Consider the following 25,012-nt stretch of genomic DNA (forward strand, 5'->3'; position numbering starts at 1 on the left):
GACGACGTCAGTCGACTCAGTCCGACGAACGCCCGGTCTCGCTCTGCAGTCGTTCGATGTGCTCGGACGCCTCCGCCTTCGTCAGATCGGCGGAGATCTCCTCCCCCGCCTCGCGAGCGAGGGTGTCGAGATAGCTGCGCTGAGCCGCCGTCATCGGCTCGTCGCCGGTGACCCAATCCGACGGGTCCTTCACCGCGGGATCGGCATCCGGCCGGACTGCAGCGAGAACGTCATCGGAATTGTTCGTGTCTGACATGCAGGCCACGGTATGGCATTCCGCGGACACCGCTCCGGGCTTGACATCGCTGCGTGCAAGCGCGCGAGCGGCGAGCGTGCAGCCACTCCCGCTGTCAACCCCGTGCGTTCTCCGGTTCCGCACGGTGGACTCATTCCGAGTGACGACGCAGGAGGAAGCATGAACCAGCCCGCTCAGCAGCAGGAATTCCCGGGCAGCGATCAGGAGATGGACCCTCGACCGGACTACGGCGAGAGCAGCTACCGCGGATCTGGGCGGCTGCAGGGCAAAGTCGCGCTCATCACGGGCGCAGACAGCGGAATCGGCAAGGCCGTCGCCCTCGCGTATGCACGTGAAGGCGCTGACGTCGCCATCAGCTACCTCAGCGAGCACAGCGATGCCGAGGAGGCGAAGCGGTTCGTCGAGCACGCCGGGCAACGCGCGCTGCTGCTGCCAGGCGACATCTCGGATGCCGCGCACTGCCGCGACCTGGTCGCTCGGACGGTGTCGGAATTCGGACGCCTCGATGTGCTCGTGAGCAACGCCGCCTTTCAGATGAACCGGTCCGACCTTGCAGATGTCCCCGACGAAGAATGGGACTTCACCTGGGCGACGAACGTCGATGCCTACTTCCATCTCGTGAAGGCGGCCCTTCCTCATCTGAAGCCGGGGGCGTCCATCATCGGCTCATCCTCGGTGCAATCCGACCAGCCATCCCCGTCGCTCCTGCCCTACGCCGCCACCAAAGCGGCTATCGCCAGCATCACGGCTTCGCTGGCGCAGATGCTCGGCGAGCGCGGCATCCGCGCCAACAGCGTCGCGCCCGGACCGGTGTGGACTCCCTTGATCCCATCGACGATGCCACCGGAGGCGGTGGCGAGCTTCGGAGATCAAGTTCCCTTGGGTCGACCGGCCCAGCCCGCTGAACTTGCTCCGGTGTACGTTCTGCTCGCCTCCGACGAGGCCAGCTATGTGTCGGGCGCACGCATCGCGGTCACAGGCGGCAAGCCAATCCTCTGATCTCGCTGACGGTGGTCGTCGCCATCCGCCTGATCGCAGGACTAGCGTGGGTGCAGAGAGCTGGATCCCGGTCCCGAGGTGGACCCGGATCAGCGAAGGGGCGACATGACCGTGAAGGTGGATGCGCGGAACGCTGCTGAATCCGCGTCGGGTCGGCTGAGCCGGGAGCTGATCGTGGAGACGGCGCTCGCGCAGATCGATCGCGTGGGTGCGCAGTCGCTGTCGATGCGATCGCTGGCGCAGGAGCTGGGCGTCGAGGCGATGTCGCTCTACCGCTACGTCCGCGGCAGAGAGGACCTGCTGGAGGCGGTGATCGCCTCGCTGATGGACGGCCTGAATTCGAGACTCGATCCCGAATTGACGCAGCACTGGCAGGGCTTCCTGCAGAGCCTCGCCCACGAGATGCGCATGATCGCCGTCGACCACCCTCGCGCCTTCCCGCTGATCGCGACCCGCCACCCCGCTGCCCCATGGCTCCGGCCCCCGCTGCGCAGCGTCGAGGTCGTCGACACCTTCCTCACGTCCCTGATCGGCTACGGATTCTCCGACGAGCAGGCTGTCAGCGCGTATCGCTCGTTCAGCAGCTTCCTCCTCGGACAACTGCTGCTGGAGTCGGCCACCCGCGGGGCTGACACCGCGCCGGTGGAGGAGCCGATCGACGAGGGCGGGGCCGACATTCCTGCGCGAGACGGCCGCGTCAGTCTGGACGACGCGCCCGAAGTGCGCCGGCTCCGGCAGCTGTTGAGCGAGGACCGGGCAGACGAGGAGTTCGAGGCCTCCCTGGAGATGCTGATCGATCGGCTGGATGCGGAACTCAGCCAGTAGATCCGGCGTGACCTGACGGCTCCGATACGGCAGACTTACGGTGTAAGTGCGCCGAGACGCGCATCGATCGACGCGCGCGCCTCAGGATGCCGCGAGAAGAGGAGCCGCAATGGGTCAGCTGATCTACGGGTTCGGCCCCGCGATCGAGATCGACGACTGGGGACTGCGCCACCTGGAACTGGTCATGCTGACGAAACTGCGTCGCGACGAGAGCTTCCGGTTTCACTGGGACGAGGAACCGGGCGTCGCCGGCGACCTGGAGAAGCCCGGTTGCCACGGCACGCTGTGGCTGTCGAAGAGCTCGCAGCTGTACTTCAGCTACGGCAGCGCGCTGGACCGCCCGCTCAACGGCCAGTGGCTGTCGGTGCTCGTCAACGCCGCGAACGGCAATCAGGGGCTGCGGTTGCTGCCCGAACCTTCCGGAACTCCGTCAGCGCCGATTCCACCCGCGGCTCGATCGATGCAGCACGCGCCGGCGTGACCTGCTTCAGCGCGGCGCGTTCTCCCGCCGCTCGGCGATGAGTGCCGGCATCCGCTTGTCGAGGATCACGAGCAGCGCGGCGATGCCGACGGCGATCAGCAGGATGACCGCCGAGTTGCGCACGGAATCGCCCAGCCCGATGAGGTTGACGTCGAGGAACGGGTAGGGCCACCAGCCGGTGAGGCCCCCGCGCACGAAGGTGAGCACGAGCCACGCGATCGGCCAGATGAACGCGAATGCCAGCACCGGCCACCCCATCCGCGGACGCGGCCCGAATATGAGCCAGCCGAGCAGCGTGGCCCAGGGCGAGATGTAGTGGAAGCCGATGGTCGCAGCCAGCGCCCATCCGGTCGGGTGCACGAGCTGCGCGAGCACGAAGTCGTAGACCAATCCGGTGATGATGATGCCGAGCATCGCGTCCAGGCGCAGCACGCGCCAGAGCCGACCGTCGCGGTGGATGCTGAGGGCGAGCGCAGCGGAGGTGCCGAGGACGAACAGATTGCTCTGGATCGTGAAGTAGCTGAACAGGTTGATCAGCCGTTCACCGAGGCTCTGATCATTCGTGGGCTGGAACGAGTTCACGTCCTGTCCCCCGGTGAACACGAGCACGAGCTGAATGATCAGCGCGATGCCGACCACCACGGCGATGCTTCCGTACCATACGCGCGCCGCCAGGGCGCGCCCGGCTGACACCCGCTCAGCCGGCTCTTGCACGCGAGCTTCCTGAATCACGAACCCATCCCCCCGAGCGGCAGTCGTGCCGCGGGTTCAGGATAGTGGTGGATTCAATCGCCTTCTGTCACATCCGGGCGTACCGCGCGCGAGCGAAGCAGAAGAGGCCGTAGGTGACCAGGCCGGCCCCGACGATCCACAGGATGATCGCGCCGAAGGGCAGACCCGCGAGTGCGTGCAGCGCGGCGTCGAGTCCGCCGGCGGCCTCCGGATCGTGGGTGAGCGCCGCGACGACGAACAGGATGCCGGCGATGCCGACGGCGATGCCCTTGGCGATGTACCCGACCACGCCGAACGTCACGATGCCCCGTCTTGCGACGCCCGTCGGCAGATCCAGGTGCTTCTCGAACGCTCGGGTGATGCCGCGCACGATGAACGCCGCTCCGATCGCCGCGACGATGAGCCCGACCAGCACGAGGAGGGCGACCCCGGCCGGCGCCGCCAGCAGCTTCGCGCTGAACGTCTGAGACGACTCTGACGATTCGGACTGACCGCCCAGCGCGTAGACGACCGCCGTCGCCGCGATCGCGAGATAGGCCCCGGCCGTTCCGAGGTACTTGACGCGGTGAGCCCACTTCTTCTTGGTGTCGGGATCCCGCTCGAGGAACACCTCAGCCACCTGCCAGACGGCCAAGGCGAACAGCCCCACCACGATGATCCAGAGCAGGACGACCCCGGCAGGGCTCTGCTGGATCTGCGCCAGCGCACCCCCCTGGTCGGCATCTCCGCCGCCTCCGGTCGCGATGGAGATCGAGATCACGCCGATGAGGATGTGCAGGATGCCGAGCACGACGTACCCGATCCGCGCCAGTGTGCGGAAGATCGTCGAATCCTGCGCTGCGCGCGCGGCGCGGGCGGAAGAGCCGGAAGCGGTGCTCGGGGACATGAGGGGGACGCCTTTCGTCAGGATGATGGGGATGGGGTGGCGGCGGCGCGCGCGGCTCTGCGATCGCGGAGTGCTTCGATGGCGCACCAGACCAGGCAGGCGATGGCGATGCCCTCCAGCATTCCGGCGACCACGTCGCTCAGCCAGTGTGCGTGCAGGTGGGTGCGACTCCACATCATCAGCAGCACCCACAGGACGCCGAGCAGCCAGACGTACCAGCGACGCAGCAGGAGCCCCAGGGTCATGGCGACGGCTGTCGCCACCGCGGTGTGGCCGGAGGGGAAGGAGGTGGCGACGCTCTCGGCGAGCGAATCCTCCGGGCGCACGCGGGCGATGACGGCGGCCATCGGCGCTCCGATGGCCACGATCGCGATCACGGCGGAGGCGATGGTCGCGGCATCCCACCACCTGCGTCGGACGGAGAACACGCCGACCAGGAGAAGACCGATGACCGCCATCCCGATCGTTCCGCCGACGATGGCCGGAACCCACGCGACCAGAATCGACGCGTCGCTCATCGTGGCGACCATCAGGTCGTTCCACCAGACATCGATCGGCAAGGGGGCGCGACCGCTGAGCGAGACGACGAGGCGCAGGGTGACGAATGCGACCGCGGCTCCGATCGCGACAGCCAGGACGATGCCGCGGCGACCGTCGGGCTCGACGCCTCCGAGATCTTCGCTGACGTCGGCGGGGTCAACGGAAGCGACGGCATCTTCAGCCACCGTTGCCCTTGCCTTTTCCGTTGCCGTTCCCGTTCCCGTTCCCGTTGCCGTTGCCGTTCCCGTTCCCGTTGCCGTTCCCGTTGCCGTTCCCCTCTGTGTCCGACGCAGGTTCTGTCACCTCTTCCGCGGGCACAGGAGCTTCCGGCACTGCAGTCTCCGGAACCGAATCCTCCGGCACAGTCGACTCTGTGGGAGCAGGTGCGGGCGGAGCCTCGGGGACGGGAGGAGCAGCCTGCAGGTCGGCGCGTACGACATCGATGGACTGCTGGATCTGCGCCGCACGTTCAGGCGTGATCTCACCGTCCTGCAATGCGCGCTGGGTTTCTGATTGCAACGCATCCAGCTGCCGCAGCGCTTCGGCGGCGTTCCCCGCTGCCGCACTGTCAGCCACCGCGACGACCTGCGCCTGCCAGCTCTCGCTCAGCTGATGTGGGAGCGCAGACGGTGCAGTGCAGCCGGTCAGAGAGAACGCCACCGCGAGCAGCACCGCAGGGATGACAGTGGGGCGCCGCGCGGTCACGGCGTGACCGCATCGAGCAGTTGCTGGAGGTGGGAGTGCATCGGTTCCTGCAGCATCGGGAGGGACGGCGCGACGACGCCCAGGTCGGCTGCGTTCCAGACGATCAGGCCGACGACGGCGACGATCGCGATCACCGTCGCGGCGATGAAGGCGAGCAGCCAGCGCATGTGCGGTCCGAGTCGAGGGTTCTCGACGACCGGCTCAGCCGGTTCGATGGGCCTCAGCACCCTCGTCGTCGAGGGTTCGGGCTCGATCACCCCGGGATCCACCGCGACCGTTTCCGGGCCGGCGTCGGCGTATCGCAGGTCGGCGACCGCTCGGACGACTTCTCGCGCCGTGGGTCGCTTCGCCGGGTCGCGATCGGTCATCTTCGTCAGCAGAGCACCCCAGCCGTTCCCGACGGAGGTGGGGATGACCGGGTCTTGCGTCAACCGAACGATCAGGGCCTCGTTGAGGCCTGTCTGCGCGAACGCGCGCCGTCCGGTGAGGCATTCGATGAGCAGCAGTCCGAGGGCGTAGATGTCGGCCGCGGGCGCTGGTCCGGCACCGGAGACCTGCTCGGGGCTGAGGTATGCCGCCGATCCCACGACGAGCCCGGGTGTGGTGAGTCGAGTGGAATCGATCAAGTGGGCGATGCCGAAGTCTGCCAGCTTCGCATGGAACTCTTCTCCGCGAACCGTGGAAGGACGCAGGAGGACGTTGGACGGTTTGATGTCGCGGTGCACGATGCCCGCCGCATGCACGGCGTGCAGCGCATCGCCGAGGTCTCGTGCCATGCCGGCGACAGTGTCGGCGCTCAGTGGCCCTCGTGCAAGCCGCTCGCCCAGAGTCGGGCCGTCGACATACTCCATGACGAGGTAGCGGGGGGCGACCTCGCCCATGTGCGCGTCGTACAGCGTGACGAGTGCCGGGTGGTTGAGCCCGGCGAGCAGATGTACTTCGGTCGCCGTCCTCGCCGACTCCGCCGGGCCGCCGCGGAAGACCTTCACCGCGACGGTTCGTCGGAGCATCCGGTCTTGGGCGCGGTACACCACGCCCATTCCGCCCTCGCCGAGTCGCGGACCCAGCGTGTATCTGCCGCCCAGCACCTCACCGCCCGCAGTTGCGGACGGACGGACGGCGATCAGAGGCGATCCGGGGTCAGACGATGGGGTCATTGTCGCGGACGCTTCTCCGCGTGACGCGCTCCCCCGTCGCGGGGTCCACTGCAGAACGGGTCGTCGACTCGGTCTGCCGACGGCGCATCATCAGCACCAGGCTGATCAGGAACACGACCACGCCGGCGCCCATCAGAATGTAGCCGATGAGGTCGAGATCGACGAAGCCGCCGGTGTCGATGTTGACCGCGAACACGAGGATCGCTCCGATGACGACCAGCGCGATGCCACTTCCGATGCCCATGGTGCTCTTCCCTTCGGAGGCGGCCCTCGCCTCGATCAAGCCACCACATTAGGGTCAACCGTGATTGAGTCAAATGCCGTTGATCTGCCGACGAGCTCGTGATATGGATGACTCGATGACTGATCTGGATTCCTGCGCCGCCGTCTTCGCCGCTCTGGCCGATCGGACGCGCCTGGGCATCGTGGATCTGCTCACGCTCGGCGACCTGGCGTCGTCGGAGATCAGCCGGGACCTGCGACTCGGCACGAATCTCGTCGCCCATCACCTGCACGTCCTCGAATCCGCCGGGATCATCGTGCGCTCACCGTCCGAGGCCGACAAGCGCCGAAACTACGTGTCGCTCCGCGCCGAGGTGTTCGAGACACTCGCGCCCCGAGCCATCCCCCTGCCGCCGAGAGTGCTCTTCGTGTGCACAGCCAACTCCGCCCGTTCTCAGCTCGCAGAGGCGATCTGGCAGGACACCAGCACGGTGCCGTCCGCCTCAGCCGGCATCCGCCCCGCAGACGCCGTCAACGCAGGAGCCCTCGCGGCAGCGCAGCGGCACGGCCTCCGCATCGACGACCGGCGTCGGCCCCGGCACGTCGACGATGCGCGGCAAGACGGCGACCTGGTGATCACCGTCTGCGATGCCGCACACGAACAGCTGCAGGGCCGTGACGATCTGCACTGGTCGATCCCCGACCCGGCAGTCGTGGGCACGCCGCTCGCGTTCGACGCCGTCTTCGACATGATCAGTCACCGGATCCGGGCGCTCTCCGGCCGCTTGATTCCGGCCGCGTGATTCCGGCCGCGTGATTCCGGCCGCGTGATTCCGGCCGCGTGATCACGGCCGCGCAGAACCGCTCACGGTGCACCCTCGTCGATCGCGGTGACCAGTTCGGCGCGCGCGAGCAGGAACTGCGGCGTGCCCAGGTAGCCGCTGTGCGTCCCGATCTGCGTGAGGTAGCTGTCCCGGACGGATTCGGTGGCGCCCCGGTCGACCGGGTTCGACCGATAGGCGTAGACCGGGAACCCCAGGTAGTCGGTGCGCCGCCACAGATTGCGCCATCGAGGAACGGATCGCGCGTGCGCGCCGAGCATCGCGGTGAGCGAGAGCTGGTCGACCTGGCCCGGTGCGGGCAGTGACGACGCCTCGAACTCCGCGAGGACCTGCTGTCGCCAGGGGTCGCGTCGCCAGAGCGACGGCCCGCGCACTCCGGGCACGCCGAGGATCTCTGGGCCGAAGACCGATGGGAAGAACCGGCTGAAGTATGCGCGCAGCTGGCTGCCGTAGGAGAGGAGCGCGAGGTGGTCGGCGCTGCGGGAGCCATGATCGCGGCCCTCGCCGATCATCTCGCCGCGCATCGAGAGCACGGTCGCCGCGGCGATCGTGGAGCCCATCGAGTGCGCGGTGAGGATCACCGACCGCGACCTCTTCGCTGCGGGGTCCGCGAGCCAGGCGCGAATACGCGCGGACAGCTCGGGAACCGCCCGCTCACCGAAGCAGGGCGGCGCGAAGGGGTGACCCGCGCGTGGGAAGAAGGCGACGACATCCCAGAACACGCCGAGGGGTCGCTCGCTGCTGGACGCTGCGTGCGCGGCGACGGCCCCCGCCGCGGCCAGAGCCACCGCTACCAGGATCGCGGTCGTCCCGCCTCGTATCGATGCCGGGACCATGTTCCAGCTCACGACGAGCGCCTTGACCTGCTCATAGACGAACGACGATGACAGGCTGAAGAATCCCATCGCGGCGAGGACCGCCAGCCAGCCGAAGAGCGGCTCTCCGCGATGAAGCAGATGCGAGCTGCGGCGCACGCCGACCGGTCGCGCGACATCGGGGGTCGGCATCCTCAACCGCGGTGCATAGTCCCGGCGTGCCGGTACGAGGACGCCGCCGCGTTGCCGGATCTTCTCTGCGGTGTCGGCCGCCCCGTCCTTCTGATCGAGGGCCGGCAGCGAGTACCGGACGAAGCGGCTCAGGTTGAAGGCCAGCACGGCGACGATGAGGGCGATCAGCACGCCGACGATGCAGGCCAGGACCACGGCGAAACGCTCGTATGCGTCCGGCACGTTCCACAGGGCAGCCGGCGGCGGGGGCAGCGGCGTGCGCCAGATGTCCACGATCGGCGCCGAACCGGCGGGCGTGCCGAGAAACGCCGCCACGCCCAGCACGAGGAGGCTCGACAGCGCCATCGAGGCGAACAGTGCGAGCATCATCGCGACGGTGGCGCCCTGACCCCGCCACGCTTCGAACCGGCGGTCGCCGCGGATCGTCCAGCCGTTCACGAGATGAGCGACCACGCATGCGGCCGCGATGCCGACCAGCCAGGGGCGCCAGTCCGCCCCCGTCGATCCCCAGATCGCAGGATCGAGATGCGTGGTGAGCAGCGCCGCCGCGCCGACGACGAGCAGAGCGGCGCTGAGGATGCGCCGACCGATGCCCGCGCGCGCCTTCCAGATCACGCCGGCGAGCGCGAGGAAGAAGGCGAGCACGATGAGGGCGATGGGCGTCGCCACGAGACCGAGGAAACCCGGGTGCGCGTCGGATTGCGGCGTGTGCCGGGTGAGCGCGAGGATCAGCCACGCGACGTAGCCCGAACCGGCCAGCACGAGGCACGCCATGGCCAGGCCGCGCTTGACCGCGGTGCCCGCTCCCGTCGAGGTGTGCGAGGAGATGACGACGAGGACGACGGCCCCCACCAGCAGCACCAGCGCTCCCAGTGCGAAGGACGCCGGCAACGGCTCCTGGAACGCCGCACCGAGGCAGTCGAGGGTGATCGCCGACGATTCCCGCCAGCATCCCGGAACACGCACGTACGCGGAATCCAGGCACAGCACGAACAGGACGAGGGCGATGGATGCCGCCACGTGCAGCCACTCGGATGTCTGGCCGACCCGCGACACCGACCAGAAGCCGCGCGTCGCCAGCAGCGGCAGACCCTCCTCATCCGGAGTGTCACCCAGGCCCGCTCCGAAACGCTTCACGGGCTCCTCGAACCGCACGCGGCCACGGCGCCCGATGACGTAGAGAATCACCACCGCGGCGATCGGAGCGACGCCGAGCAGCGCCGCCCTGCCGTCTCGCGAAAGTTCGCGGAGCCCGTCGAAGACCGGCGGCAGGGCAGCGCACACCTGCACTTCCTGCGGGAAGCATTGGATCGCGATCAGGTCGATCGCGACCGAGCTGAACGCGGCGACCGCGATCAGCGTCAGCACGAGCCCGAACACCCTCACGGTCGCCGCGCCCGGTCCGCCGTCCCAGGTCTGCGCACCGGCGTTCTTCTGGGACCCGATCGAGCGGGTCCAGTAGGCGAGATTCGCCAGGGCATACGGCAGCAGGAGGAACCAGCCGAGATGCACCAGGACGCGGCCGATGACCGCCAGCGCGCCACCCCCGGTCCGAGCCTGCGCGCCCCACGAGAACGCCTCGGTGGTCGCGATGCCCTGCGCGGGGGCATCATCGGTGCGCACCCAGAACGAGCCGAGTTCGTCTCCGGTCCGTCTGGAGATCTTGTCGGGCGTGGTCTGCAGCATCTCGGCCGGCGGCGTGTTGAGCACGCCGTGCACTCTGATCTCGAGGATCTCCGGCGGTCGGTGCTTGGCGAACATGGGCTGTCCCCTTCGATCCGCGCGTGACGCAGATGCTAGACCTGAGGGCGGGCGCGTGCCCCTGATACATCCGGTCGCGCCGGCACGATGCCCCTCGCCGCCCACGCCGAACCCGCCACCTCGAACGGCGCGGGCGGCATCTGCTCTCGCAGCGTGCGCTCCAGGCTCTCGCGGCCGGCGTCATCCAGCGAGGTGATGTAGGCGCCGACCGGCCCAGCGCCGCGGAGGTACGGCTCCCACCAGTCCTCGAACGTGGGATGCGTGACACGAACGGTCAGCACGGTCTCGGTCACCTCCCGCAGACCCGCGCCGATCAGGTAGTCCTTCAGCTGACCGGCCCGTGTGCCGGGCAGATCGGCCTCGTTCGGGGCGTCCGGGTCGGTCGCAGAGAGCACATCCCAGAACGGGCTCAGCGGGCTCGCGCCTCCCCCGTGATCCCAGACGCATGCCGCGACGACGCCGCCGTCACGGGTGACCCGCGCCATCTCGCCCAGATCGTGCACCGGATCGGCGAGGAAGTGCACCACCAGCTGTGCCAGCGACACGTCGAACGCCGCGTCCGGGAACGGAAGCGCGCCCGCCCGCGCGACCGCTATCCGTGCGTCGGGAAATCGCTCCTGTGCCGCTGTCGCATACGAGAGGGACGGGTCGACGGCCGCCACCGATGAGGCACCGAGGCGGGTGACCAGTTCCGCAGTCAGCGCACCGGGCCCGCAGCCGACGTCCAGCACGCGCTGGCCGGCGCGCACGTCGGCGAAGTCGGCGAACGGTCCGCTCAGCCCTGTGGAGTAGCGACCCATGAAGCGGTCGTAGTCCACCGCTGCGCCATCGAATCCCATGGCCACACCGTAGGACTGCGGGGTCCCGCGCGAAAGGGTGTGCGTGCTCTGTGCCCGTGTTCGAGCCACAGCCGGTTCACCCAATCGATTAGCACACCCCGCGCGCTCGTGCACCCCCGGCTCGCGCTGGGTGCCTGTCGAGCAGGATGGGATGCCACCCCCTCGACGAGACGAGTATCATGCCCACGCGCATCGCGATCATCTACAACCCGACCAAGACCGGGAAGGAGACCCTCGCGTCCGGCCTCGCGACGGCCTCCGCTGACGATGCCGACCTGGACGTGCGGTGGTGGGCGACCAGCGCCGATGACCCCGGGCAGGGCGTCGCGAAGGATGCCTTGGCCGACGGCGCCGATCTGGTCATCGTCGCAGGAGGCGACGGCACCGTCCGCGCGGTCGCCGAGCACCTGGCCGATGCGGAGGCGACCGCGGAGTTGGGCATCGTCCCGCTCGGCACCGGCAACCTGCTCGCACGCAATCTCGATGTCCCGCTCAACGACGTGCCCGCCGCCCTCACCCGCGCCCTGTCGGGTGACGCTCGGCCGGTCGATGTCGGCTGGGTCGAGGTCGACCTCGACGCGGGCAGGGAGCGCCACGGGTTCGTCGTGATGGTCGGCTTCGGCATCGACGCGCACATGATCGCCGAGACCGACGACGACCTGAAGGACAAGGCGGGCTGGCTGGCATACGTCGAGTCGCTCGGGCGTGCGCTGTCGGCGAGCGAAATCGTCCCGTTCCACATCACGAAGGATGACGAGCCCGGTCGCGACGAGGAGGGCCACACGCTGCTGATCGCGAACTGCGGCACGCTGCAGGGCGGCCTGACCCTCCTCCCGGACGCCGACCCCTCCGACGGCGAGCTGGACTACCTCGTGCTCAGCGCGGAGGGCTTCGGAGAGTGGGCGGGGACGCTGAAGACCATGGTCTGGGACAACGGACTGAAGCGGATGCTGTCGAAGGACGACTCCACGACGAGCACGGATGCCGTGAACCACGGTCGCGCGAAGAAGCTCGAGGTCACACTCCCCGAAGTCCGCGCGTTCGAGATCGACGGCGAGGAGATCGGCGACACCCGCGCGTTCACGGTGTCGATCCAGCCCGCCGCGATCCGCGTCCGCTGACCCGCGACGAGGAGTCCGCGCACGCAGAAGCGGGGTACGCAGCGCTCCCTGAACGTTATCGAGTGGTGATCGCATCGCGCGAAGGTGGCAGTTGCTGCGGCCTCGAAGAACCGCACGCCGCACGAGCTGCCACCCCACTGTGGGCGCCGCGAGCCGAGGTGGCAGGTTCTGCGGCATCGAAGAACCGCACGCCGCACGAGCTGCCACCCGTCGCCGGCATGCCAAGCCGAGGTGGCAGTTCCTGCAGCCTCCAGGAGCCGCACCCCGCACGAGCTGCCACCCCGTCGCGGGCACGCCAAGCCGAGGTGGCAGTTCCTGCTGGTTCAGCCGGGCTGAGTGCGCACGAACTGCCACCACCAGGCAAGTCACCCCTGCTGCCGACCCGGTCGAGCGAGTGCGTGCAACGAGGCGCCCGAATGTGTCCTGAGGTGACGCGGACGACCCCCGCCCCTCGAGATCACGCCTTCTCGGCGTCGGTCCAGGGCCGAAGGCGCGGCATCCATCCGCGGACGTGCCGCCGGTACCTCCGGTACTCGTCGCCGTAGGTCGCTGCGAGTGTCGGCTCCTCGTAGAAGCGCACGAACAGGAACACCGCAGCGAAGGCCAGCGCCGCATAGATCACGGTCGCCGTGCTGGCGAACAGCAGCGCCTGCCCCAGGATGATCGCGAGAACCGCGAGGTACATCGGGTTGCGGACGAACCGGTACGGCCCGATGACCACCAGGTGCGCCGTGGGGACGGGCGGCGCAGGTGTGCCGTCCGCGCGAGCGAAGCGGATGAAGGCGTCCAGCAGCACGACGACGCCGCTGCCGATCAGCAGCACCGAGACGATCGCGACCGGGACGAGCCACGGCGGAGACCACGGGATGCGCCAGCCGGTCAGGAGCCAGGGGATCAGCCCGGCGACGATTCCGGGCGCGAGCGCGAGGAAGATCATCGTACCGGCCCATGCCCGCACGCGGACGGCGTTCATGGCGCCGATGGTAGTCCCGGCGGCGACTGTCGTGGGGTCAGCGAGACGAGCGGTTGCGCCCGCCCTGCTTGGCCCGGTACATCGCCTGGTCGGCTGCACGCAGCGCATCCAGCGCGGTGTCGCCGGCGCTCACCGTGGTCGCGCCCACCGAGGCTGCGACCTCGAGCGTGAGCGTCTCGAGCACGATCGGCTCGTGGATCGCCTCGCGGATGCGCTCGGCGACCACCAGGACGTGCTCGTCGTCGGCGCGGTCGCAGAGCACGACGAACTCGTCGCCGCCGATGCGCGCCACCGTGTCGCCGGCGCGCGTGGCATCTTGGATCCGCTTCCCCACGGCCGCCAGGACGGAGTCGCCGACGTCGTGGCCGAACGCGTCGTTGATCTGCTTGAACCGATCGAGGTCGATGAACAGCACCGACAGGTCGCCCACCGCCTCCGGATCGATGGCGGCGTCGAGCTGTTCCATCAGACCTCGGCGGTTGGGCAGGCCTGTGAGCGAGTCACGCATCGCCAGATGGGCCAGCTCGGACTCGATCCGGCGGAACAGGGCGCCCTCCAGATCGCGAGCCAGCTCGACGGCCTCGCCGACCAGATCTCCCCATGGCGCCGAGCTGCCTGTGACCCCGGCCGTCCATGATGAGAATGAATTGCGGGGTGACAGCGGTGTCCGCCGGTTCGCGGTCGTCTGGTCTCCCAGCCAGTTCACCTCACGGAGGATCTCGTCGCGGAAGAAGGCGAGGAAGTCGCCCGCACCGCCGATGTGCACCACGAGGGCGCCGGTGACGGAGGGGACGACGCGCGCCAGGTCGGGATCATCCGTCCGCAGCGACTCCGTGACATACAGCCCGCCGCGCGCGCCCGGGCGTGTGGCGCGGTACAGCGCCTCGAGTTCGGAAATCGACGGCACCGACCCGATGCTGTGCGTCTGCCCGTCGATGCACGCGACCGCGCCGTCGGCCTCGATCACGTCGAGGACCGTGAGGCGGCCGCTCACCAGCGACCGGGCGAGGTCGTCGGCGTCCGCGATCTGCAGGATCAGGTCGGTGCGCCGCCGTCGGATGGCCGCCTGCCGTTGCAGCTGCGCGACCCGATCCAGCGCGCTCAACTGGAGCGCCACCTGACCGGCGAGCACCTCCATCCCGCGTCGGAGGATGAACGGCACGCGAAGCGTGGACCGATGGGCGCAGGTGATCATGCCGATGAGGACGCCGTCGCGGACCATCGAGAAGGACAGCGTCGAATCCTGTCCCATGTTCCGCATGAACTGCAGGTGGTGCGGAGAAACGCTGCGCAGCTCCGCGCTGCTCAGATCCAGCGGCGACCGGCCGGAAGCGTCGTCGACGCTGAGCAGGTCGACGCTGTCGGTCGAGGTGCCCACGATCGCGCGCGAGAGCTTCGTCAGGTAGAGCTCGCGAGCCTGGGCGGGAATATCGGATGCCGGGAAATGCAGCCCCAGGTAGGGCTCCATGTCATCGGCGCGGGCTTCGGCGACGACCTCGCCGTGCGCGTCCGGGTGGAAGTGGTAGACCATCACCCGGTCGAAGCCCGTCAGTTCGCGCAGTTCCCGGGCGGTCTCCGCGCGCAGCGACCGGCTGTCGGCGCTGTGGGCGAGCCGTTGGATGATCGCGTACAGGGCCGAGGTCGTCTGCTGCAGCGTGCGCGGCAGCACCGGCTCGAACTCGATCACGACGGTCTCGCCGACCTCGTGCACCATCACATCGAATGCCGCGGACGCGGTCGCGAACATCAGCGGATTCGCACCGCCGGTCGCCACGAAGTGCTGGATCGTCGAGGCGAACTCCGCGCCCACGACGCGTGCCAGGGGTTCGCCCAGCGGATCGGCGCATCCGAGCATCGCCGCGCAGTTCTCGCTGGCGACCTCGATGACGAACCGCTCGCGATCCACGCCGAGCAGCACGCCGTGCGGCTGGATCGCACCGGGGGTGCGGATCGGCTCCCGCGAACATTCCTCGAGGCGTCGCCGCTCGTCCTCACCGACGTCGGCGCCGGTCAGGGGAAGAGAGCTCACGGGACGATTCTGTCAAGGATGGACGACATCCGGCGCACGAGACTCAGTCGGCCGAGTAGTCGTGGAACCAGGACGTGTCGGGCCGCACCAGGAAAGCGGTGTGGGCCGAGCGGTCGAAGTACGGCTTCCCCGCGTATTTCTGCGAGATCGGGTCGATGATCTCGAACGCGGCGTCGCCCGTGATCCGCTCGACCGCCTCTCCGCGCACGAAGGCCATGTCCAGCGGGTTGTCCGGCGCGGTGATCGAGAACGCCACGCGCGGGTCGGCCTGGACGTTCTCGTCCTTGCGCGACCCCGCGACGCTGAAGAAGGCGAGCCGGTCGCCTTCGACGCCGATCCACACCGGCACCGAGTGCGGCGCCCCATCCGGCATCAGCGTCGCCACGTGCGCCACGGCATCCCGCTCGAAATACGGTCGTACGTCATCCCAAGAAGTGGTCATGCCTCCACAGCACCGCGTGCGCCGGGAAGACGCAACCCCTTGAGCTCCGTCGCCCCGGCGGACTGCATCGCCCTGCATTCGGTAGCGTTCGGGCATGGCGAGCGACAGTGCGGTGTCCGTGGTCGGAATCGGCCGGATGGGGCTGCCGATCGCGACCCACCTCGATCGAGCGGGCTTCCGCGTCGTCGTCTTCGACGTGGACGAGGAGCGGATGCTGCGCGCCGAAGCGGCCGGATTGGACACCGCGCCCTCCGCCTCGACGGCCGCGACGCGCGCCGACATCCTGCTGACGGTGCTGCCGGGCGCGGCGCAGTCGCGCGAACTGATGCTCGGCGCCGCTCCGCTGCTGGAGGACCTCCGGGCGGGCGCGTGCTGGCTCGACCTGACGAGCAATGATCCCGGCGTGGCCGAGCAGATCGCCGCGATCGCCCGCGAACGCGGCATCGACGCGGTCGGCGCGCCGATGGCCGGCGGCGTCGACGCCGCGGAGGCCGCGAGCCTCGGGTTCTTCGTCGGCGGCGAGAAGAGCGCCCGCGAGCGGGTCGCGCCGATCCTCGGCGTGCTCTCCGGCCCCGACGGGATCCGCGTCGTGGGTGACGCGGTCGGGTCGGCCTTCACCGCGAAGCTCCTGATCAACCTGCTCTGGTTCGGTCAGGTCGCCGCGGTCGCCGAGGCGCTCCTGCTCGGGAAGCGGCTGGGGATCACACCGCAGACGCTCCGCGGTCTCATCGCTGGGTCGGCAGGCGACAGTGCCTTCGCGCAGCGTCACCTCGATCTGCTCCTGGACGGCGACGACATGGCGACCTTCGGGGTGAGCGAGGTCGTCGACGAACTCGACACCTTGACCGCGCTGGCGACCGAGACCGGGACGCCGTTCGAGGTGTCCGCGACGGTCGCCCGCCTGCATCGCGAGACGCTGGAACGGTTCGGCGCGGTGGACGGAGAACTGCTGGTCGCGAGGCTGCTGGAGGAGCGCGGAGGAACCCGGCTGAGCTCCTAACCCTTCTCCGCCGACGTCTCCTCGGGGTTGCCGGGGCGCACCACCGCATCATCGCGGATGTCGATCCGGGTGATGCCATCGTGCTCGGTCACATCGATGCGCGGTGCCGCGTCGGCTTCGACGGCGTTCGGTGCGGCCAGCAACTGGTCGCGCCGCTTCTCTTCGTCGGTCATCGCGGCGTCGGAGGTGTGTTCGCTCATGGTCCCACCCTGCCACTCGCCCGCGGGCAGCAGATCGGTCAGGAGCGCATCGATCCGGTCTCGGATGTCGTTCCTGATCCGTCTGACGACGCCGATGTCCTGCCCCGCCGGGTCTTCGAGCTCCCAGTCCTCGTACCGTTTGCCCGGGAAGATCGGGCACGCATCGCCGCAGCCCATCGTGATCACGACGTCCGCCGAGCGCACCGCGTCGACGCTGAGGATCTTGGGTGTGCCACCGGCGATGTCGATGCCCTCTTCGGCCATGACGGCGATCGCCAGCGGGTTGATCCGGTCCTTCGGCTCCGAGCCTGCCGAGCGCACATTGACGGCATCCCCGGCCCGCGACGAGAGATACCCGGCGGCCATCTGAGAGCGGCCGGCGTTGTGCACGCACACGAACAGGACGGTCGGGATCTCGCTCACCCCTCCATTTACGCACGACCGGACTAGCGGTCGCTTCTGCCCGGGGCAACCCCCTCGGTGAACCCGTCGGTGAGGGATAGACCTGTTGCATGAAGATCCTCATCTACGCCGGAGCCGAGCTCATGACGGGTGACGACATCGCCGAGGCGGTGCTGGAGTACTGCGCCGCTCTGGCGGAGTCCGAAGCGGCGGAGACGCTGGACATCCCCGTCGTCGAGCCCGACGGCACGATCGGCCGCGCACGGCTGCTTCTGGGGCCGGCGAGTCAGATCGTGGCCCGCAGCGTCGAATCGGACTGGCCGGAGCTCGAGGACGTTCCGACCGTGGAGCGCGTCGTGGCGCGGACGATGGCGCAGCGACCGGTCATCCACGTGCAGGCGCGGTCGCCGCGCGACGACGACCAGAACTGGGCCGACTCGATCTGATGGTCAGCCCGATTCGGTGTGGTGCCGCCCGATCGGCAGCATGAGCGGCTTGCCCGAGGTCGGGTCGGTGATGACCTTGCTGTCGATGCCGAAGACCGCGAGCACGCATGCTTCGGTGAGGACGGATGCCGGGGGTCCGGCCGCGTGGACGTGTCCGCCCTCCAGGGCGATCAGGTGGTCCGCATAGCGGGCCGCGAGATTGAGGTCGTGCAGCACCATCACGATGGTGGTCCCACGGCTGCGGTTCAGATCGGTGAGGAGATCGAGCACTTCGATCTGATGACTCACGTCGAGGAAGGTCGTGGGCTCGTCCAGCAGCAGCAGATCGGTGTGCTGGGCGAGCGCCATGGCGATCCAGACGCGCTGACGCTGCCCGCCGGAAAGCTCGTCGACCGCGCGGTCCGCCAGCGTCGCCGTGTCGGTGGTGTCCAGGGCCTCGGCCACGGCGATGTCATCCTCGCGCGTCCAGCGCGAGAAGATGCCCTGGTGCGGCTGACGGCCCCGTCCCACCAGATCGGCGACCGTGATGCCCTCGGGCGCGATCGGCGACTGCGGGAGGAGACCGAGCGTGCGGGCCAGTTCCTTGGCCGGCATCTTGTGCACCTGCGCGCCGTCCAGCAGCACCTGACCGCCGCGCGGTGCGAGCAGCCGCGACATCGAGCGCAGCAGGGTGGACTTGCCGCAGGCGTTCGGGCCGACGATCGCAGTGATGCGCCCGGGCGGCACAGCGAGATCGAGCGCCTCGATCACGGTGCGATCGCCGTACCCGAGCGTCAGGTTCTCTGCGGTGAGCTGATGGTTCTCGGTCATGTGCCTGCCGATCACAGCGAGCCGCCCGCACGATTCGTGCGGACGATGAGGTAGATGAGGTAAGGGGCGCCGAGGACGCCGGTGACGACGCCCACGGGGAACCGGGTGCCGAAGGCGTACTGTCCGCAGAAGTCGGCGACCAGGACCAGCAGTGCGCCGATCAGACCGGCTGGCAGCATCGGGGATCCGTTCGGACCGAGGATGCGGGCGGCGATCGGCCCGGACAGGAACGCCACGAAGGCGATGGGTCCGGCCGCAGCCGTGGCGAAGGCGATGAGGCCGACGGCGGCGACGATCACGACGAGTCGAGTCCGCTCGACGCGGACGCCGAGGGCCGCGGCGGTGTCGTCGCCCAGCTGCAGGGCGCCCAGGTTCCGCGACCGGCTGAGCAGCAGCGGACCGAGGATCATCATCGCGATCAGGGCGGGGACGACCTGGGTCCACGTGGTCCCGTTGAGGCTGCCGGTGAGCCAGCGGAGGGCCTCCTGCAGGTCCCATTGACCCGCACGGGAGAGGATGTAGTTGATCGCGGCATCCAGCATCGCCGCCATCCCGATTCCGATCAGGATCAGCCGCGTGCCGGCCGCTCCGCCCTTGTACGACAGGACGTAGACGAGCAGAGCCACGCCCAGCCCGCTGACGATCGCGAACAGCGACACGGCGGTGCCGCTCAGCCCGAGGATCACGATCGCGAAGGCGGCCGCTGCGCTGGCGCCGGCGCTGATGCCGATGATGTCCGGGCTCGCCAGCGGATTGCGCAGCATCGTCTGGAACGTGACGCCCGCCAGACCGAAGCTGAATCCGGCCACGATCGCGAGCACCGCGCGCGGCAGACGGAGGCGGCCGACGGTGAACGAGGCACCGTCGACGTCCTGTCCCAGCAGGACGCCGAGGACGTCGGCGGGCGGATAGAACGTCTGGCCGACCATGAGGCTGATCGCGAAGACGGTGAGGATGAGCAGGAGCAGGATGCCGACCATCGACCGCCACCGGCGAGTCCGGCGTCCACGTGCCGAGGCCACCGCGAGCGCGGTCGGGTTTCGCGTCGGGGCGTGCACGGGTGCGCCGCTCACAGTGCCCGCACCTTCTGCCGTCGAACGATGGCGATGAAGACGGGTGCTCCGATCAGCGCGGTGATGATGCCGACGTCGATCTCGCTCGGCCGGGCGACGATGCGTCCGACGATGTCGGCGACGACCAGCAGCGCCGCGCCTGTCAGTGCTGAGAACGGCAGCAGCCAGCGCTGGTCCACGCCGACCAGCAGCCGGCACATGTGCGTGACGATGAGCCCGAGGAACGCGATGGGTCCGGCCACCGCGACGGCGGCGCCGCAGAGCAGCACGGCGCCGAAGGCGGCGAACGCACGGACGATCGCGACGCGTTCGCCGAGGCTCGCGGCCAGGTCGTCGCCGAGCGCGAGGGAGTTCAGACTGCGCGCGGAGAGCAGGCAGACGATGGCTCCGACGACGAGGAACGGCGCCACCTGCAGGATCGTGTCGAACGAGGCGCCGCCGACGCCGCCGATCTGCCAGGAGCGGATGATCGCCGAGATGTCACCGCGCGGCAGCGCGATCGCGGTCATGAACGAGACCAGTGCGACTGAGGTCGCCGCCCCGGCGAGCGCGAGTTTCAGCGGTGTCGCCCCACCTGTGCCGAGCGAGCCGATCGCGTAGACGAACACCGCCGCGAGTGCGGCGCCGAGAATCGCCGTCCAGATGTAGCCGGAGGCGCTCGAGAGTCCGAACCAGGCGATCCCGGCGACGACCGCGAGGGACGCGCCCATGCTGACACCCAGGATGCTGGGGTCGGCCAGCGGGTTGCGGGTCACGCCCTGCATGACCGCGCCGGACAGACCGAGCGCCGCGCCGACGACGAGCGCCAGCACCGTCCGCGGGATGCGCTTGACGACCGCCGCCTGGCTGAGGTTCTCCGTCCCGCCGGCGAGACCGGCGATCAGGTCGTCCCACGAGACGTCTCGCGAGCCCACGGCGAGCGAGATCCCCGAGAGGACGACGAGCAGCACGAGGACCACCAGCAGCCACAGCAGGCGCACGCGATTCGGGCGTCGCACGAGAGCGACGCCCGAATCGGATGCGAGTGTGGTCGAGGTCACGCGGCAGAGGTCACTGGACCTTGTCGGCGGCCTCGGCCAGCAGCGCGAGGTAGTCGTCGAGGACCCACGAGATCGCCAGCGGCGTCGGGTTGGCGGCCGTACCGAGGGGGCCAGAGCCGTCCAGCGCGACGATCGCGCCGTTTCGCACCGCGGGCATCTGCGACAGGAGCGGGTCGCCTTCGAGCGTCGCAACCAGGTCGCCGTCGCCGTAGGTCACGATGAGATCGACGTCTTCGAATGTGTCGACCTGCTCGGCGCTGACGGTGCCGGAGAACTCGCCGCTGGCCGATGCCTCCTGCACACTCTTGGGTGTCGCGAGGCCGAGGTCCTCGAAGAACGCGGATCGCGTGTCGTTGGACGTGTAGAAGCTGACCTCGCTGAGGTCGGCGGGGTCGATGTGGGTGAGGAACATGGTCGACTTGCCTTCGAGCTGCGGATACTCGGCGACGGATGCCGCGATCTCGTCCTCGATGTCGGCCACGAGCTGCTCGCCCTCGGCGGCCATGCCCATGCCGGCCGCGTTGACCTCGATGACGTCGCGCCACGACGTCGACCACGGCGCGTCGGGGTAGGCGACGACGGGGGCGATCTCGCTCAGGGTGTCGAAGTCCTCCTGCGTCAGGCCGGAGTACGCGGCCAGGATGACGTCGGGGTTCGTGTCGGCGACCGCCTCGAAGTCGATGCCGTCGGTCTCATCGAAGAGCACCGGGGTCTCGGCTCCGAGTTCCTCGAGCCTCTCGGACACCCACGGCAGCAGGCCGTCGCCGTCGTCGTCGCCGAAGTTGGCCGCGGCCATACCGACCGGCACCACGCCGAGCGCGAGCGGCACCTCGTGGTTTGCCCAGTTCACCGTCGCCACGCGCTCCGGCTTCTCGGTGAGGGTCGCGGTGCCCAGCGCGCTCTCGATCGTGATCGGGTACCCCTCGGCGGACGCACCGGCGTCTGCGCTCTGGTCTGCGGCTGTCGTGCCGCTGCACGCCGCCAGGCCCAGCGCGGCCGTCGCGGTGATCGCCGCGACGGCGAGGAATCGGTTGGAACGCATGCGGAACTCCCGTGTGATCGGTGGATGCTGAAGGCTCAGGCGACTCGTGGGAACGATATCGACGCGCCCCGTGCAAGGGCGACGATAAGGTGAGCCTTACCTCAACCGTATGTCAGCGATCGACGCAGGTGCAACTCGTCGGGATGTCGGAGTCCCCGAGGAGAATGGCTGCATCGACGAGGAGGACACCATGTTCCGAGGGCTCACCACGATCACGTATTCCGCCGACGATGTCGCCGCCGCCGCCCGGTGGTACGAGGAGGTGCTGGGGGTTGAACCGTACTTCCGCAAGGAATTCGGCGACGCGCTCGCCTACGTCGAATTCCGCCTCGGCGATGCTTCGCACGAGCTCGGGATCCTCGATCGGCGCTACGTCGGCCCGTCCCCGCAGCAGCAGGGCGGGACGGTCGCGTACTGGGCGGTCGATGACGTCAAGGCGGCGTACGACCGCCTCATCGAGCACGGCGCCGAGCCGCACATCCCGATCACCGAGCAGGGTCCGGGCTTCGTCACCGGGTCGGTGTACGACCCGTTCGGCAACGTGGTCGGCGTGATGTTCAACCAGCACTACCTGGACGTCCTCGCCGAGCGCTGAAGGTGCGCGGCGGTTCAGCCGCGGAAGACGTCGACCCCGAGATCTGGATGATCGACGAAGACGCCGTCGACCCCGGCATCCCGGATCATCCCCCACTCGGCTTCATAGTCGCCGAACGCTCCCGATCCCCCGCGACTGCGGAACTGGCCGACCAGGAACGCGTTCTCGGGACGGCAGGTCCAGGTGAAGACCCGCATGCCGCGGGCGTGCGCGTCGCCGACCACGGCCGACGGGCCGGTGGCGCGGCCGAGCTTGTCGGGGGCGAGGATCATCCGCTTGTCCACGCTGATGCCGTCGACGACCCCGACCAGCGCGTCCAGGCCCGCCGGCTGCGCGGTGCGGCGGTAGGTCGGTGCAGCGGCGCCGAGCGAGGCGAGGAGGTCGGCCGGGCGCCCAGCCGCTTCGAGCAGGTAGATGTACACCGCCGGGATGCCGCGCTCGCGGAGGCGCCCGAGCACAGTGGACTCGAACGCCTCGATCGTCAGCGGCAGCTGCCCGGACGCCCATCCGGCGTCGGCGAGTTCTGTCTCGACGAGCTCGGCCATATCCCAACCGAGGCCGTCGAAGTAGGTCGCGTGTTTGATCTCCAGCACGACGCCGAGTTCGCGCCCCCGCTCGAGCGACGCCGCGCGGACGAGGTCGAGCACGTCGCGGAGCCGGAGGATCGGCTGCTGGTCGTCGAACGTCGCACTGGAGGGCCGCAGGGCGGGGAGCCGCTCGCGACAGCGCAGCGTGGAGAGCTCGTCCCAGGTGAAGTCCTCGGTGAACCAGCCGGTGATTTCGGCACCGTCGACGATCTTCGTGGTGCGGCGGTTCGCGTATTCCGGCCGGTCGGCGACGTCCGTGGTTCCGGAGATCTCGTTCTCGTGACGGACGACGAGCACCCCGTCGCGCGAGATGACGACATCGGGCTCCACGGCATCCGCGCCCATGGCGAACGCGAGGTCGTACGAAGACCGCGAGTGCTCTGGCCGATACCCGGGCGCACCGCGGTGGCCGATGATCAGCGGTGAGGTGCGCGGCACCGTTTCAGGCTACCCGCGGCTCGAGCGTGCGCCGATGGCAGGGCGCATGCCGGGAGCGCCCTCAAAGGCCTCTCACAGGTGCCACCCTCGGCGCTGGACCACGGGTCCGATATCGTAGAGCGCAACAGCACGGTGCTGTCGAACCTTCGACTTTGGAGTGTGAGAGCAGTGGCCCTCAACAACCCCGCGTTCAACAACCCCGCCTTCCAGGACCCGAAAGCCGGCAAGGCGTACCCCACCAATACGCCGCCCGCTCCCTACGGGACGCAGACGCAGACCGCTTCCGCGCAGCACGCGACGGTGAATGCGGCAGCCAACGCTCAGCTCGAGGGCGCATTCGCCGCCCCGCCCGCCGGCGCCGTGGAGACCGGCCGGATGACGATCGAGGACACCGTTTGGAAAACGGTCGGGCTCTTCGCGATCCTCGTCGTCGCCGCCGTCGCCGGGTGGATCTGGACGATGGCTCCGGTCGCCAGTACCGGTCAGCCCACCCTTCTCCCCTGGATCATCGGCGCGCTCGGCGGCTTCGTCCTGGCGATGGTGGTCATCTTCACCTCGCGCAAGAAGATCCGCCCCGCGCTGATCTTCGCCTACGCGGCCTTCGAGGGGCTCTTCGTCGGCGGGATCTCGGCGTTCTTCGAGATCCGGTGGGAGGGCATCGTCCTGCAGGCGACGCTCGCGACGCTCGCCGTGGTCGGCGTGACGCTCGCGCTGTTCGCCAGCGGCAAGATCCGCGCCTCCAAGAAGGCCACCAAGATCTTCATGGTCGCGATGTTCGGCTATCTCGCGTTCTCGCTGCTCAACCTCATCCTCATGTGGACCGGCGTGGTACCGGACGCGTTCGGAATCGGCAGCCAGCCGAGCCCACTGTTCGGCATTCCGTGGGGCGTGCTCATCGGCGTCCTCGTCGTGATCATGGCCGCCTACTCGTTGGTCCTGGACTTCGACCAGATCCAGCAGGGTGTGCGTAACGGCGCTCCCCGCCAGTTCGCCTGGCTCGGTGCCTTCGGCATCATGGTGACGGTCGTCTGGCTCTACCTGGAGATCCTTCGCATCATCGCGATCGCGCGGGGCAGCAACTGACCGTCGAACGTCGTCGAAGGGGTCGTCCATCCGGGCGGCCCCTTCGTCGTCGGGGCGTTCTGCTCTGAGCGGAACGACTCGGGATGCCGCGCAGAGCCGTCCTATCGTGAAGGCATGGCCGAGCTCATCCCGCTGCCCAAGCGCCGAGAACGTCCGGCTCGCGAGCCCGAGCCGCTCTGGCGCGATGCGCTCGGAGCCCAGCTGCGGCGCATCCGGCAGCAACGCGGCGAGCGCCTCGCCGATACGGCGGAGCGCGCCGGCGTCTCCCCGCAGTACCTCTCGGAGATCGAGCGCGGCCTCAAAGAGCCCTCGAGCGAGATGATCGCGGCCGTCGCAGGCGCGCTGGAGATCAGCCTGGTCGACCTCACCGCCGCCGTCGGCGATGAGCTGCGCGACCGCTCAGGCGACCGCGCGGCGGGCTCGTCCGCCGCCGTCGGCGTGCAGACCGCGCTCGTCCTCGTCGCCTGATCCGCCGAGGT

At 69.1% G+C, this 25,012-nt stretch carries 27 protein-coding genes and 1 pseudogene; 10 read left to right on the plus strand and 18 right to left on the minus strand.

The annotated features are described in order from the left end of the window. Positions 1 to 16: 16 nt before the first annotated feature. Entirely contained in the window at positions 17 to 256 is a 240-nt protein-coding gene (locus BLT19_RS16570; protein WP_091492588.1) for a DUF3072 domain-containing protein, read from the minus strand. Positions 257 to 415: 159 nt separating this feature from the next. On the opposite strand from BLT19_RS16570, the gene BLT19_RS16575 reads away from it, so the two are divergent. The 3 genes from BLT19_RS16575 (at position 416) to BLT19_RS16585 (ending at position 2,561) form a co-directional block, all read left to right on the plus strand. After that, positions 416 to 1,255 (plus strand): SDR family oxidoreductase, encoded by an 840-nt coding sequence (locus BLT19_RS16575; RefSeq protein ID WP_091492591.1) that lies wholly within the window; start codon positions 416 to 418, stop codon positions 1,253 to 1,255. 105 nt (positions 1,256 to 1,360) lie between these two features. Further along, positions 1,361 to 2,080 (plus strand): TetR/AcrR family transcriptional regulator C-terminal domain-containing protein, encoded by a 720-nt coding sequence (locus BLT19_RS16580; RefSeq protein ID WP_091492593.1) that lies wholly within the window; start codon positions 1,361 to 1,363, stop codon positions 2,078 to 2,080. Positions 2,081 to 2,189: 109 nt separating this feature from the next. Then, positions 2,190 to 2,561, plus strand: a complete 372-nt coding sequence (locus tag BLT19_RS16585) for a DUF7882 family protein (protein ID WP_091492595.1) — start codon at positions 2,190 to 2,192, stop codon at positions 2,559 to 2,561. A 6-nt stretch (positions 2,562 to 2,567) separates the two neighbouring features. On the opposite strand, the gene BLT19_RS16590 is transcribed toward BLT19_RS16585, so the two are convergent. The 6 genes from BLT19_RS16590 to BLT19_RS16615 all read right to left on the minus strand — a co-directional run bounded on the left by BLT19_RS16590 (position 2,568) and on the right by BLT19_RS16615 (position 6,825). After that, entirely contained in the window at positions 2,568 to 3,293 is a 726-nt protein-coding gene (locus BLT19_RS16590; RefSeq protein ID WP_231917699.1) for a Pr6Pr family membrane protein, read from the minus strand. A gap of 67 nt (positions 3,294 to 3,360) precedes the next feature. After that, entirely contained in the window at positions 3,361 to 4,179 is an 819-nt protein-coding gene (locus BLT19_RS16595; RefSeq protein WP_091492600.1) for a DUF1206 domain-containing protein, read from the minus strand. Positions 4,180 to 4,196: 17 nt separating this feature from the next. Continuing rightward, positions 4,197 to 4,904, minus strand: coding sequence for a phosphatase PAP2 family protein (locus tag BLT19_RS16600; RefSeq protein ID WP_091492602.1), 708 nt, complete (start codon positions 4,902 to 4,904; stop codon positions 4,197 to 4,199). After that, positions 4,897 to 5,424, minus strand: a complete 528-nt coding sequence (locus tag BLT19_RS17815) for a hypothetical protein (RefSeq protein ID WP_091492604.1) — start codon at positions 5,422 to 5,424, stop codon at positions 4,897 to 4,899. Before BLT19_RS17815 ends, BLT19_RS16600 begins: the two co-directional genes overlap by 8 nt. Next, entirely contained in the window at positions 5,421 to 6,581 is a 1,161-nt protein-coding gene (locus tag BLT19_RS16610; protein WP_091492606.1) for a serine/threonine-protein kinase, read from the minus strand. The genes BLT19_RS17815 and BLT19_RS16610 overlap by 4 nt, the downstream gene beginning before the upstream one ends. Beyond that, positions 6,565 to 6,825, minus strand: coding sequence for a DUF6458 family protein (locus tag BLT19_RS16615; protein WP_091492608.1), 261 nt, complete (start codon positions 6,823 to 6,825; stop codon positions 6,565 to 6,567). Before BLT19_RS16615 ends, BLT19_RS16610 begins: the two co-directional genes overlap by 17 nt. Positions 6,826 to 6,940: 115 nt before the next feature. Here BLT19_RS16615 and BLT19_RS16620 point away from each other — a divergent pair, with 115 nt between their 5' ends. Then, positions 6,941 to 7,606 carry an arsenate reductase/protein-tyrosine-phosphatase family protein gene (locus BLT19_RS16620; RefSeq protein ID WP_231917700.1) on the plus strand — a complete coding sequence of 222 codons (666 nt, stop codon included), beginning with the start codon at positions 6,941 to 6,943 and terminating at the stop codon, positions 7,604 to 7,606. Between the two features lie 62 nt (positions 7,607 to 7,668). Here BLT19_RS16620 and BLT19_RS16625 read toward each other — a convergent pair whose 3' ends face one another. Both BLT19_RS16625 and BLT19_RS16630 read right to left on the minus strand, forming a co-directional pair. Beyond that, complete coding sequence (locus BLT19_RS16625) at positions 7,669 to 10,413, minus strand: hypothetical protein (RefSeq protein ID WP_091492612.1); 2,745 nt, start codon at positions 10,411 to 10,413, stop codon at positions 7,669 to 7,671. A 35-nt stretch (positions 10,414 to 10,448) separates the two neighbouring features. Beyond that, a complete protein-coding gene (locus BLT19_RS16630; protein WP_091492614.1) occupies positions 10,449 to 11,252 on the minus strand; it encodes a class I SAM-dependent methyltransferase in 804 nt (267 codons plus the stop codon). A 179-nt stretch (positions 11,253 to 11,431) separates the two neighbouring features. Here BLT19_RS16630 and BLT19_RS16635 point away from each other — a divergent pair, with 179 nt between their 5' ends. Next, positions 11,432 to 12,373, plus strand: a complete 942-nt coding sequence (locus BLT19_RS16635) for a diacylglycerol/lipid kinase family protein (protein WP_091492617.1) — start codon at positions 11,432 to 11,434, stop codon at positions 12,371 to 12,373. Positions 12,374 to 12,830: 457 nt separating this feature from the next. Here the strand turns inward: BLT19_RS16635 and BLT19_RS16640 are convergent, their stop codons facing one another. From BLT19_RS16640 to BLT19_RS16650, 3 genes are read right to left on the minus strand one after another with little or no spacing between them, the layout of a single operon-like run. Further along, positions 12,831 to 13,346 carry a methyltransferase family protein gene (locus tag BLT19_RS16640; protein ID WP_091492620.1) on the minus strand — a complete coding sequence of 172 codons (516 nt, stop codon included), beginning with the start codon at positions 13,344 to 13,346 and terminating at the stop codon, positions 12,831 to 12,833. A 37-nt stretch (positions 13,347 to 13,383) separates the two neighbouring features. Further along, positions 13,384 to 15,375, minus strand: coding sequence for a bifunctional diguanylate cyclase/phosphodiesterase (locus BLT19_RS16645; protein ID WP_091492622.1), 1,992 nt, complete (start codon positions 15,373 to 15,375; stop codon positions 13,384 to 13,386). A gap of 43 nt (positions 15,376 to 15,418) precedes the next feature. Beyond that, positions 15,419 to 15,817 carry a pyridoxamine 5'-phosphate oxidase family protein gene (locus tag BLT19_RS16650; protein WP_091492624.1) on the minus strand — a complete coding sequence of 133 codons (399 nt, stop codon included), beginning with the start codon at positions 15,815 to 15,817 and terminating at the stop codon, positions 15,419 to 15,421. A 94-nt stretch (positions 15,818 to 15,911) separates the two neighbouring features. On the opposite strand from BLT19_RS16650, the gene BLT19_RS16655 reads away from it, so the two are divergent. Beyond that, a complete protein-coding gene (locus BLT19_RS16655; protein ID WP_091492627.1) occupies positions 15,912 to 16,817 on the plus strand; it encodes an NAD(P)-dependent oxidoreductase in 906 nt (301 codons plus the stop codon). A gap of 221 nt (positions 16,818 to 17,038) precedes the next feature. Here BLT19_RS16655 and BLT19_RS18045 read toward each other — a convergent pair. Continuing rightward, a pseudogene (locus BLT19_RS18045) lies at positions 17,039 to 17,440 on the minus strand (arsenate reductase ArsC); the annotation flags it as partial. Positions 17,441 to 17,529: 89 nt separating this feature from the next. Here BLT19_RS18045 and BLT19_RS16665 point away from each other — a divergent pair. Then, on the plus strand, positions 17,530 to 17,865 hold the full coding sequence (locus BLT19_RS16665) for a hypothetical protein (protein WP_091492633.1): 336 nt from the start codon (positions 17,530 to 17,532) through the stop codon (positions 17,863 to 17,865). A gap of 3 nt (positions 17,866 to 17,868) precedes the next feature. On the opposite strand, the gene BLT19_RS16670 is transcribed toward BLT19_RS16665, so the two are convergent. From BLT19_RS16670 to BLT19_RS16685, 4 genes are read right to left on the minus strand one after another with little or no spacing between them, the layout of a single operon-like run. Next, on the minus strand, positions 17,869 to 18,675 hold the full coding sequence (locus BLT19_RS16670) for an ABC transporter ATP-binding protein (RefSeq protein ID WP_091492635.1): 807 nt from the start codon (positions 18,673 to 18,675) through the stop codon (positions 17,869 to 17,871). Positions 18,676 to 18,686: 11 nt separating this feature from the next. Further along, positions 18,687 to 19,748 carry a FecCD family ABC transporter permease gene (locus BLT19_RS16675; protein WP_231917701.1) on the minus strand — a complete coding sequence of 354 codons (1,062 nt, stop codon included), beginning with the start codon at positions 19,746 to 19,748 and terminating at the stop codon, positions 18,687 to 18,689. Continuing rightward, a complete protein-coding gene (locus BLT19_RS16680) occupies positions 19,745 to 20,788 on the minus strand; it encodes a FecCD family ABC transporter permease (RefSeq protein WP_091492640.1) in 1,044 nt (347 codons plus the stop codon). The genes BLT19_RS16675 and BLT19_RS16680 overlap by 4 nt, the downstream gene beginning before the upstream one ends. Before the next feature lie 10 nt (positions 20,789 to 20,798). After that, positions 20,799 to 21,830, minus strand: a complete 1,032-nt coding sequence (locus BLT19_RS16685; protein WP_091492643.1) for an iron-siderophore ABC transporter substrate-binding protein — start codon at positions 21,828 to 21,830, stop codon at positions 20,799 to 20,801. 190 nt (positions 21,831 to 22,020) lie between these two features. Here BLT19_RS16685 and BLT19_RS16690 point away from each other — a divergent pair, with 190 nt between their 5' ends. Beyond that, positions 22,021 to 22,425 carry a VOC family protein gene (locus BLT19_RS16690; RefSeq protein WP_091494319.1) on the plus strand — a complete coding sequence of 135 codons (405 nt, stop codon included), beginning with the start codon at positions 22,021 to 22,023 and terminating at the stop codon, positions 22,423 to 22,425. A 14-nt stretch (positions 22,426 to 22,439) separates the two neighbouring features. On the opposite strand, the gene BLT19_RS16695 is transcribed toward BLT19_RS16690, so the two are convergent. After that, the gene (locus BLT19_RS16695; protein ID WP_091492646.1) at positions 22,440 to 23,450 is read right to left on the minus strand and encodes a glycerophosphodiester phosphodiesterase family protein; all 1,011 of its coding nucleotides are present in this window, start codon (positions 23,448 to 23,450) and stop codon (positions 22,440 to 22,442) included. 168 nt (positions 23,451 to 23,618) lie between these two features. Here BLT19_RS16695 and BLT19_RS16700 point away from each other — a divergent pair, with 168 nt between their 5' ends. Next, positions 23,619 to 24,533: a Bax inhibitor-1/YccA family protein gene (locus tag BLT19_RS16700; RefSeq protein ID WP_091492649.1), complete on the plus strand. Its 915-nt coding sequence runs from the start codon at positions 23,619 to 23,621 to the stop codon at positions 24,531 to 24,533. A gap of 114 nt (positions 24,534 to 24,647) precedes the next feature. Continuing rightward, positions 24,648 to 25,001 carry a helix-turn-helix domain-containing protein gene (locus BLT19_RS16705; RefSeq protein ID WP_091492652.1) on the plus strand — a complete coding sequence of 118 codons (354 nt, stop codon included), beginning with the start codon at positions 24,648 to 24,650 and terminating at the stop codon, positions 24,999 to 25,001. The last annotated feature ends 11 nt before the right edge of the window (positions 25,002 to 25,012 follow it).

Origin of the sequence: Microbacterium pygmaeum, assembly GCF_900100885.1 — a bacterium.
Taxonomy (GTDB): domain Bacteria; phylum Actinomycetota; class Actinomycetes; order Actinomycetales; family Microbacteriaceae; genus Microbacterium; species Microbacterium pygmaeum.

What these genes read in the sequence shown, in the direction of transcription:
- BLT19_RS16615 (WP_091492608.1), bottom strand. Translation starts at nt 6,825, where the DNA reads ATGGGCATCGGAAGTGGCATCGCGCTGGTCGTCATCGGAGCGATCCTC.
- BLT19_RS16620 (WP_231917700.1), top strand. Translation starts at nt 6,941, where the DNA reads ATGACTGATCTGGATTCCTGCGCCGCCGTCTTCGCCGCTCTGGCCGAT.
- BLT19_RS16625 (WP_091492612.1), bottom strand. Translation starts at nt 10,413, where the DNA reads ATGTTCGCCAAGCACCGACCGCCGGAGATCCTCGAGATCAGAGTGCAC.
- BLT19_RS16655 (WP_091492627.1), top strand. Translation starts at nt 15,912, where the DNA reads ATGGCGAGCGACAGTGCGGTGTCCGTGGTCGGAATCGGCCGGATGGGG.
- BLT19_RS16585 (WP_091492595.1), top strand. Translation starts at nt 2,190, where the DNA reads ATGGGTCAGCTGATCTACGGGTTCGGCCCCGCGATCGAGATCGACGAC.
- BLT19_RS16685 (WP_091492643.1), bottom strand. Translation starts at nt 21,830, where the DNA reads ATGCGTTCCAACCGATTCCTCGCCGTCGCGGCGATCACCGCGACGGCC.
- BLT19_RS16650 (WP_091492624.1), bottom strand. Translation starts at nt 15,817, where the DNA reads ATGACCACTTCTTGGGATGACGTACGACCGTATTTCGAGCGGGATGCC.
- BLT19_RS16690 (WP_091494319.1), top strand. Translation starts at nt 22,021, where the DNA reads ATGTTCCGAGGGCTCACCACGATCACGTATTCCGCCGACGATGTCGCC.
- BLT19_RS16670 (WP_091492635.1), bottom strand. Translation starts at nt 18,675, where the DNA reads ATGACCGAGAACCATCAGCTCACCGCAGAGAACCTGACGCTCGGGTAC.
- BLT19_RS16610 (WP_091492606.1), bottom strand. Translation starts at nt 6,581, where the DNA reads ATGACCCCATCGTCTGACCCCGGATCGCCTCTGATCGCCGTCCGTCCG.
- BLT19_RS16580 (WP_091492593.1), top strand. Translation starts at nt 1,361, where the DNA reads ATGACCGTGAAGGTGGATGCGCGGAACGCTGCTGAATCCGCGTCGGGT.
- BLT19_RS16630 (WP_091492614.1), bottom strand. Translation starts at nt 11,252, where the DNA reads ATGGGATTCGATGGCGCAGCGGTGGACTACGACCGCTTCATGGGTCGC.
- BLT19_RS16595 (WP_091492600.1), bottom strand. Translation starts at nt 4,179, where the DNA reads ATGTCCCCGAGCACCGCTTCCGGCTCTTCCGCCCGCGCCGCGCGCGCA.
- BLT19_RS16635 (WP_091492617.1), top strand. Translation starts at nt 11,432, where the DNA reads ATGCCCACGCGCATCGCGATCATCTACAACCCGACCAAGACCGGGAAG.
- BLT19_RS16575 (WP_091492591.1), top strand. Translation starts at nt 416, where the DNA reads ATGAACCAGCCCGCTCAGCAGCAGGAATTCCCGGGCAGCGATCAGGAG.
- BLT19_RS16640 (WP_091492620.1), bottom strand. Translation starts at nt 13,346, where the DNA reads ATGAACGCCGTCCGCGTGCGGGCATGGGCCGGTACGATGATCTTCCTC.
- BLT19_RS16570 (WP_091492588.1), bottom strand. Translation starts at nt 256, where the DNA reads ATGTCAGACACGAACAATTCCGATGACGTTCTCGCTGCAGTCCGGCCG.
- BLT19_RS16705 (WP_091492652.1), top strand. Translation starts at nt 24,648, where the DNA reads ATGGCCGAGCTCATCCCGCTGCCCAAGCGCCGAGAACGTCCGGCTCGC.
- BLT19_RS16665 (WP_091492633.1), top strand. Translation starts at nt 17,530, where the DNA reads ATGAAGATCCTCATCTACGCCGGAGCCGAGCTCATGACGGGTGACGAC.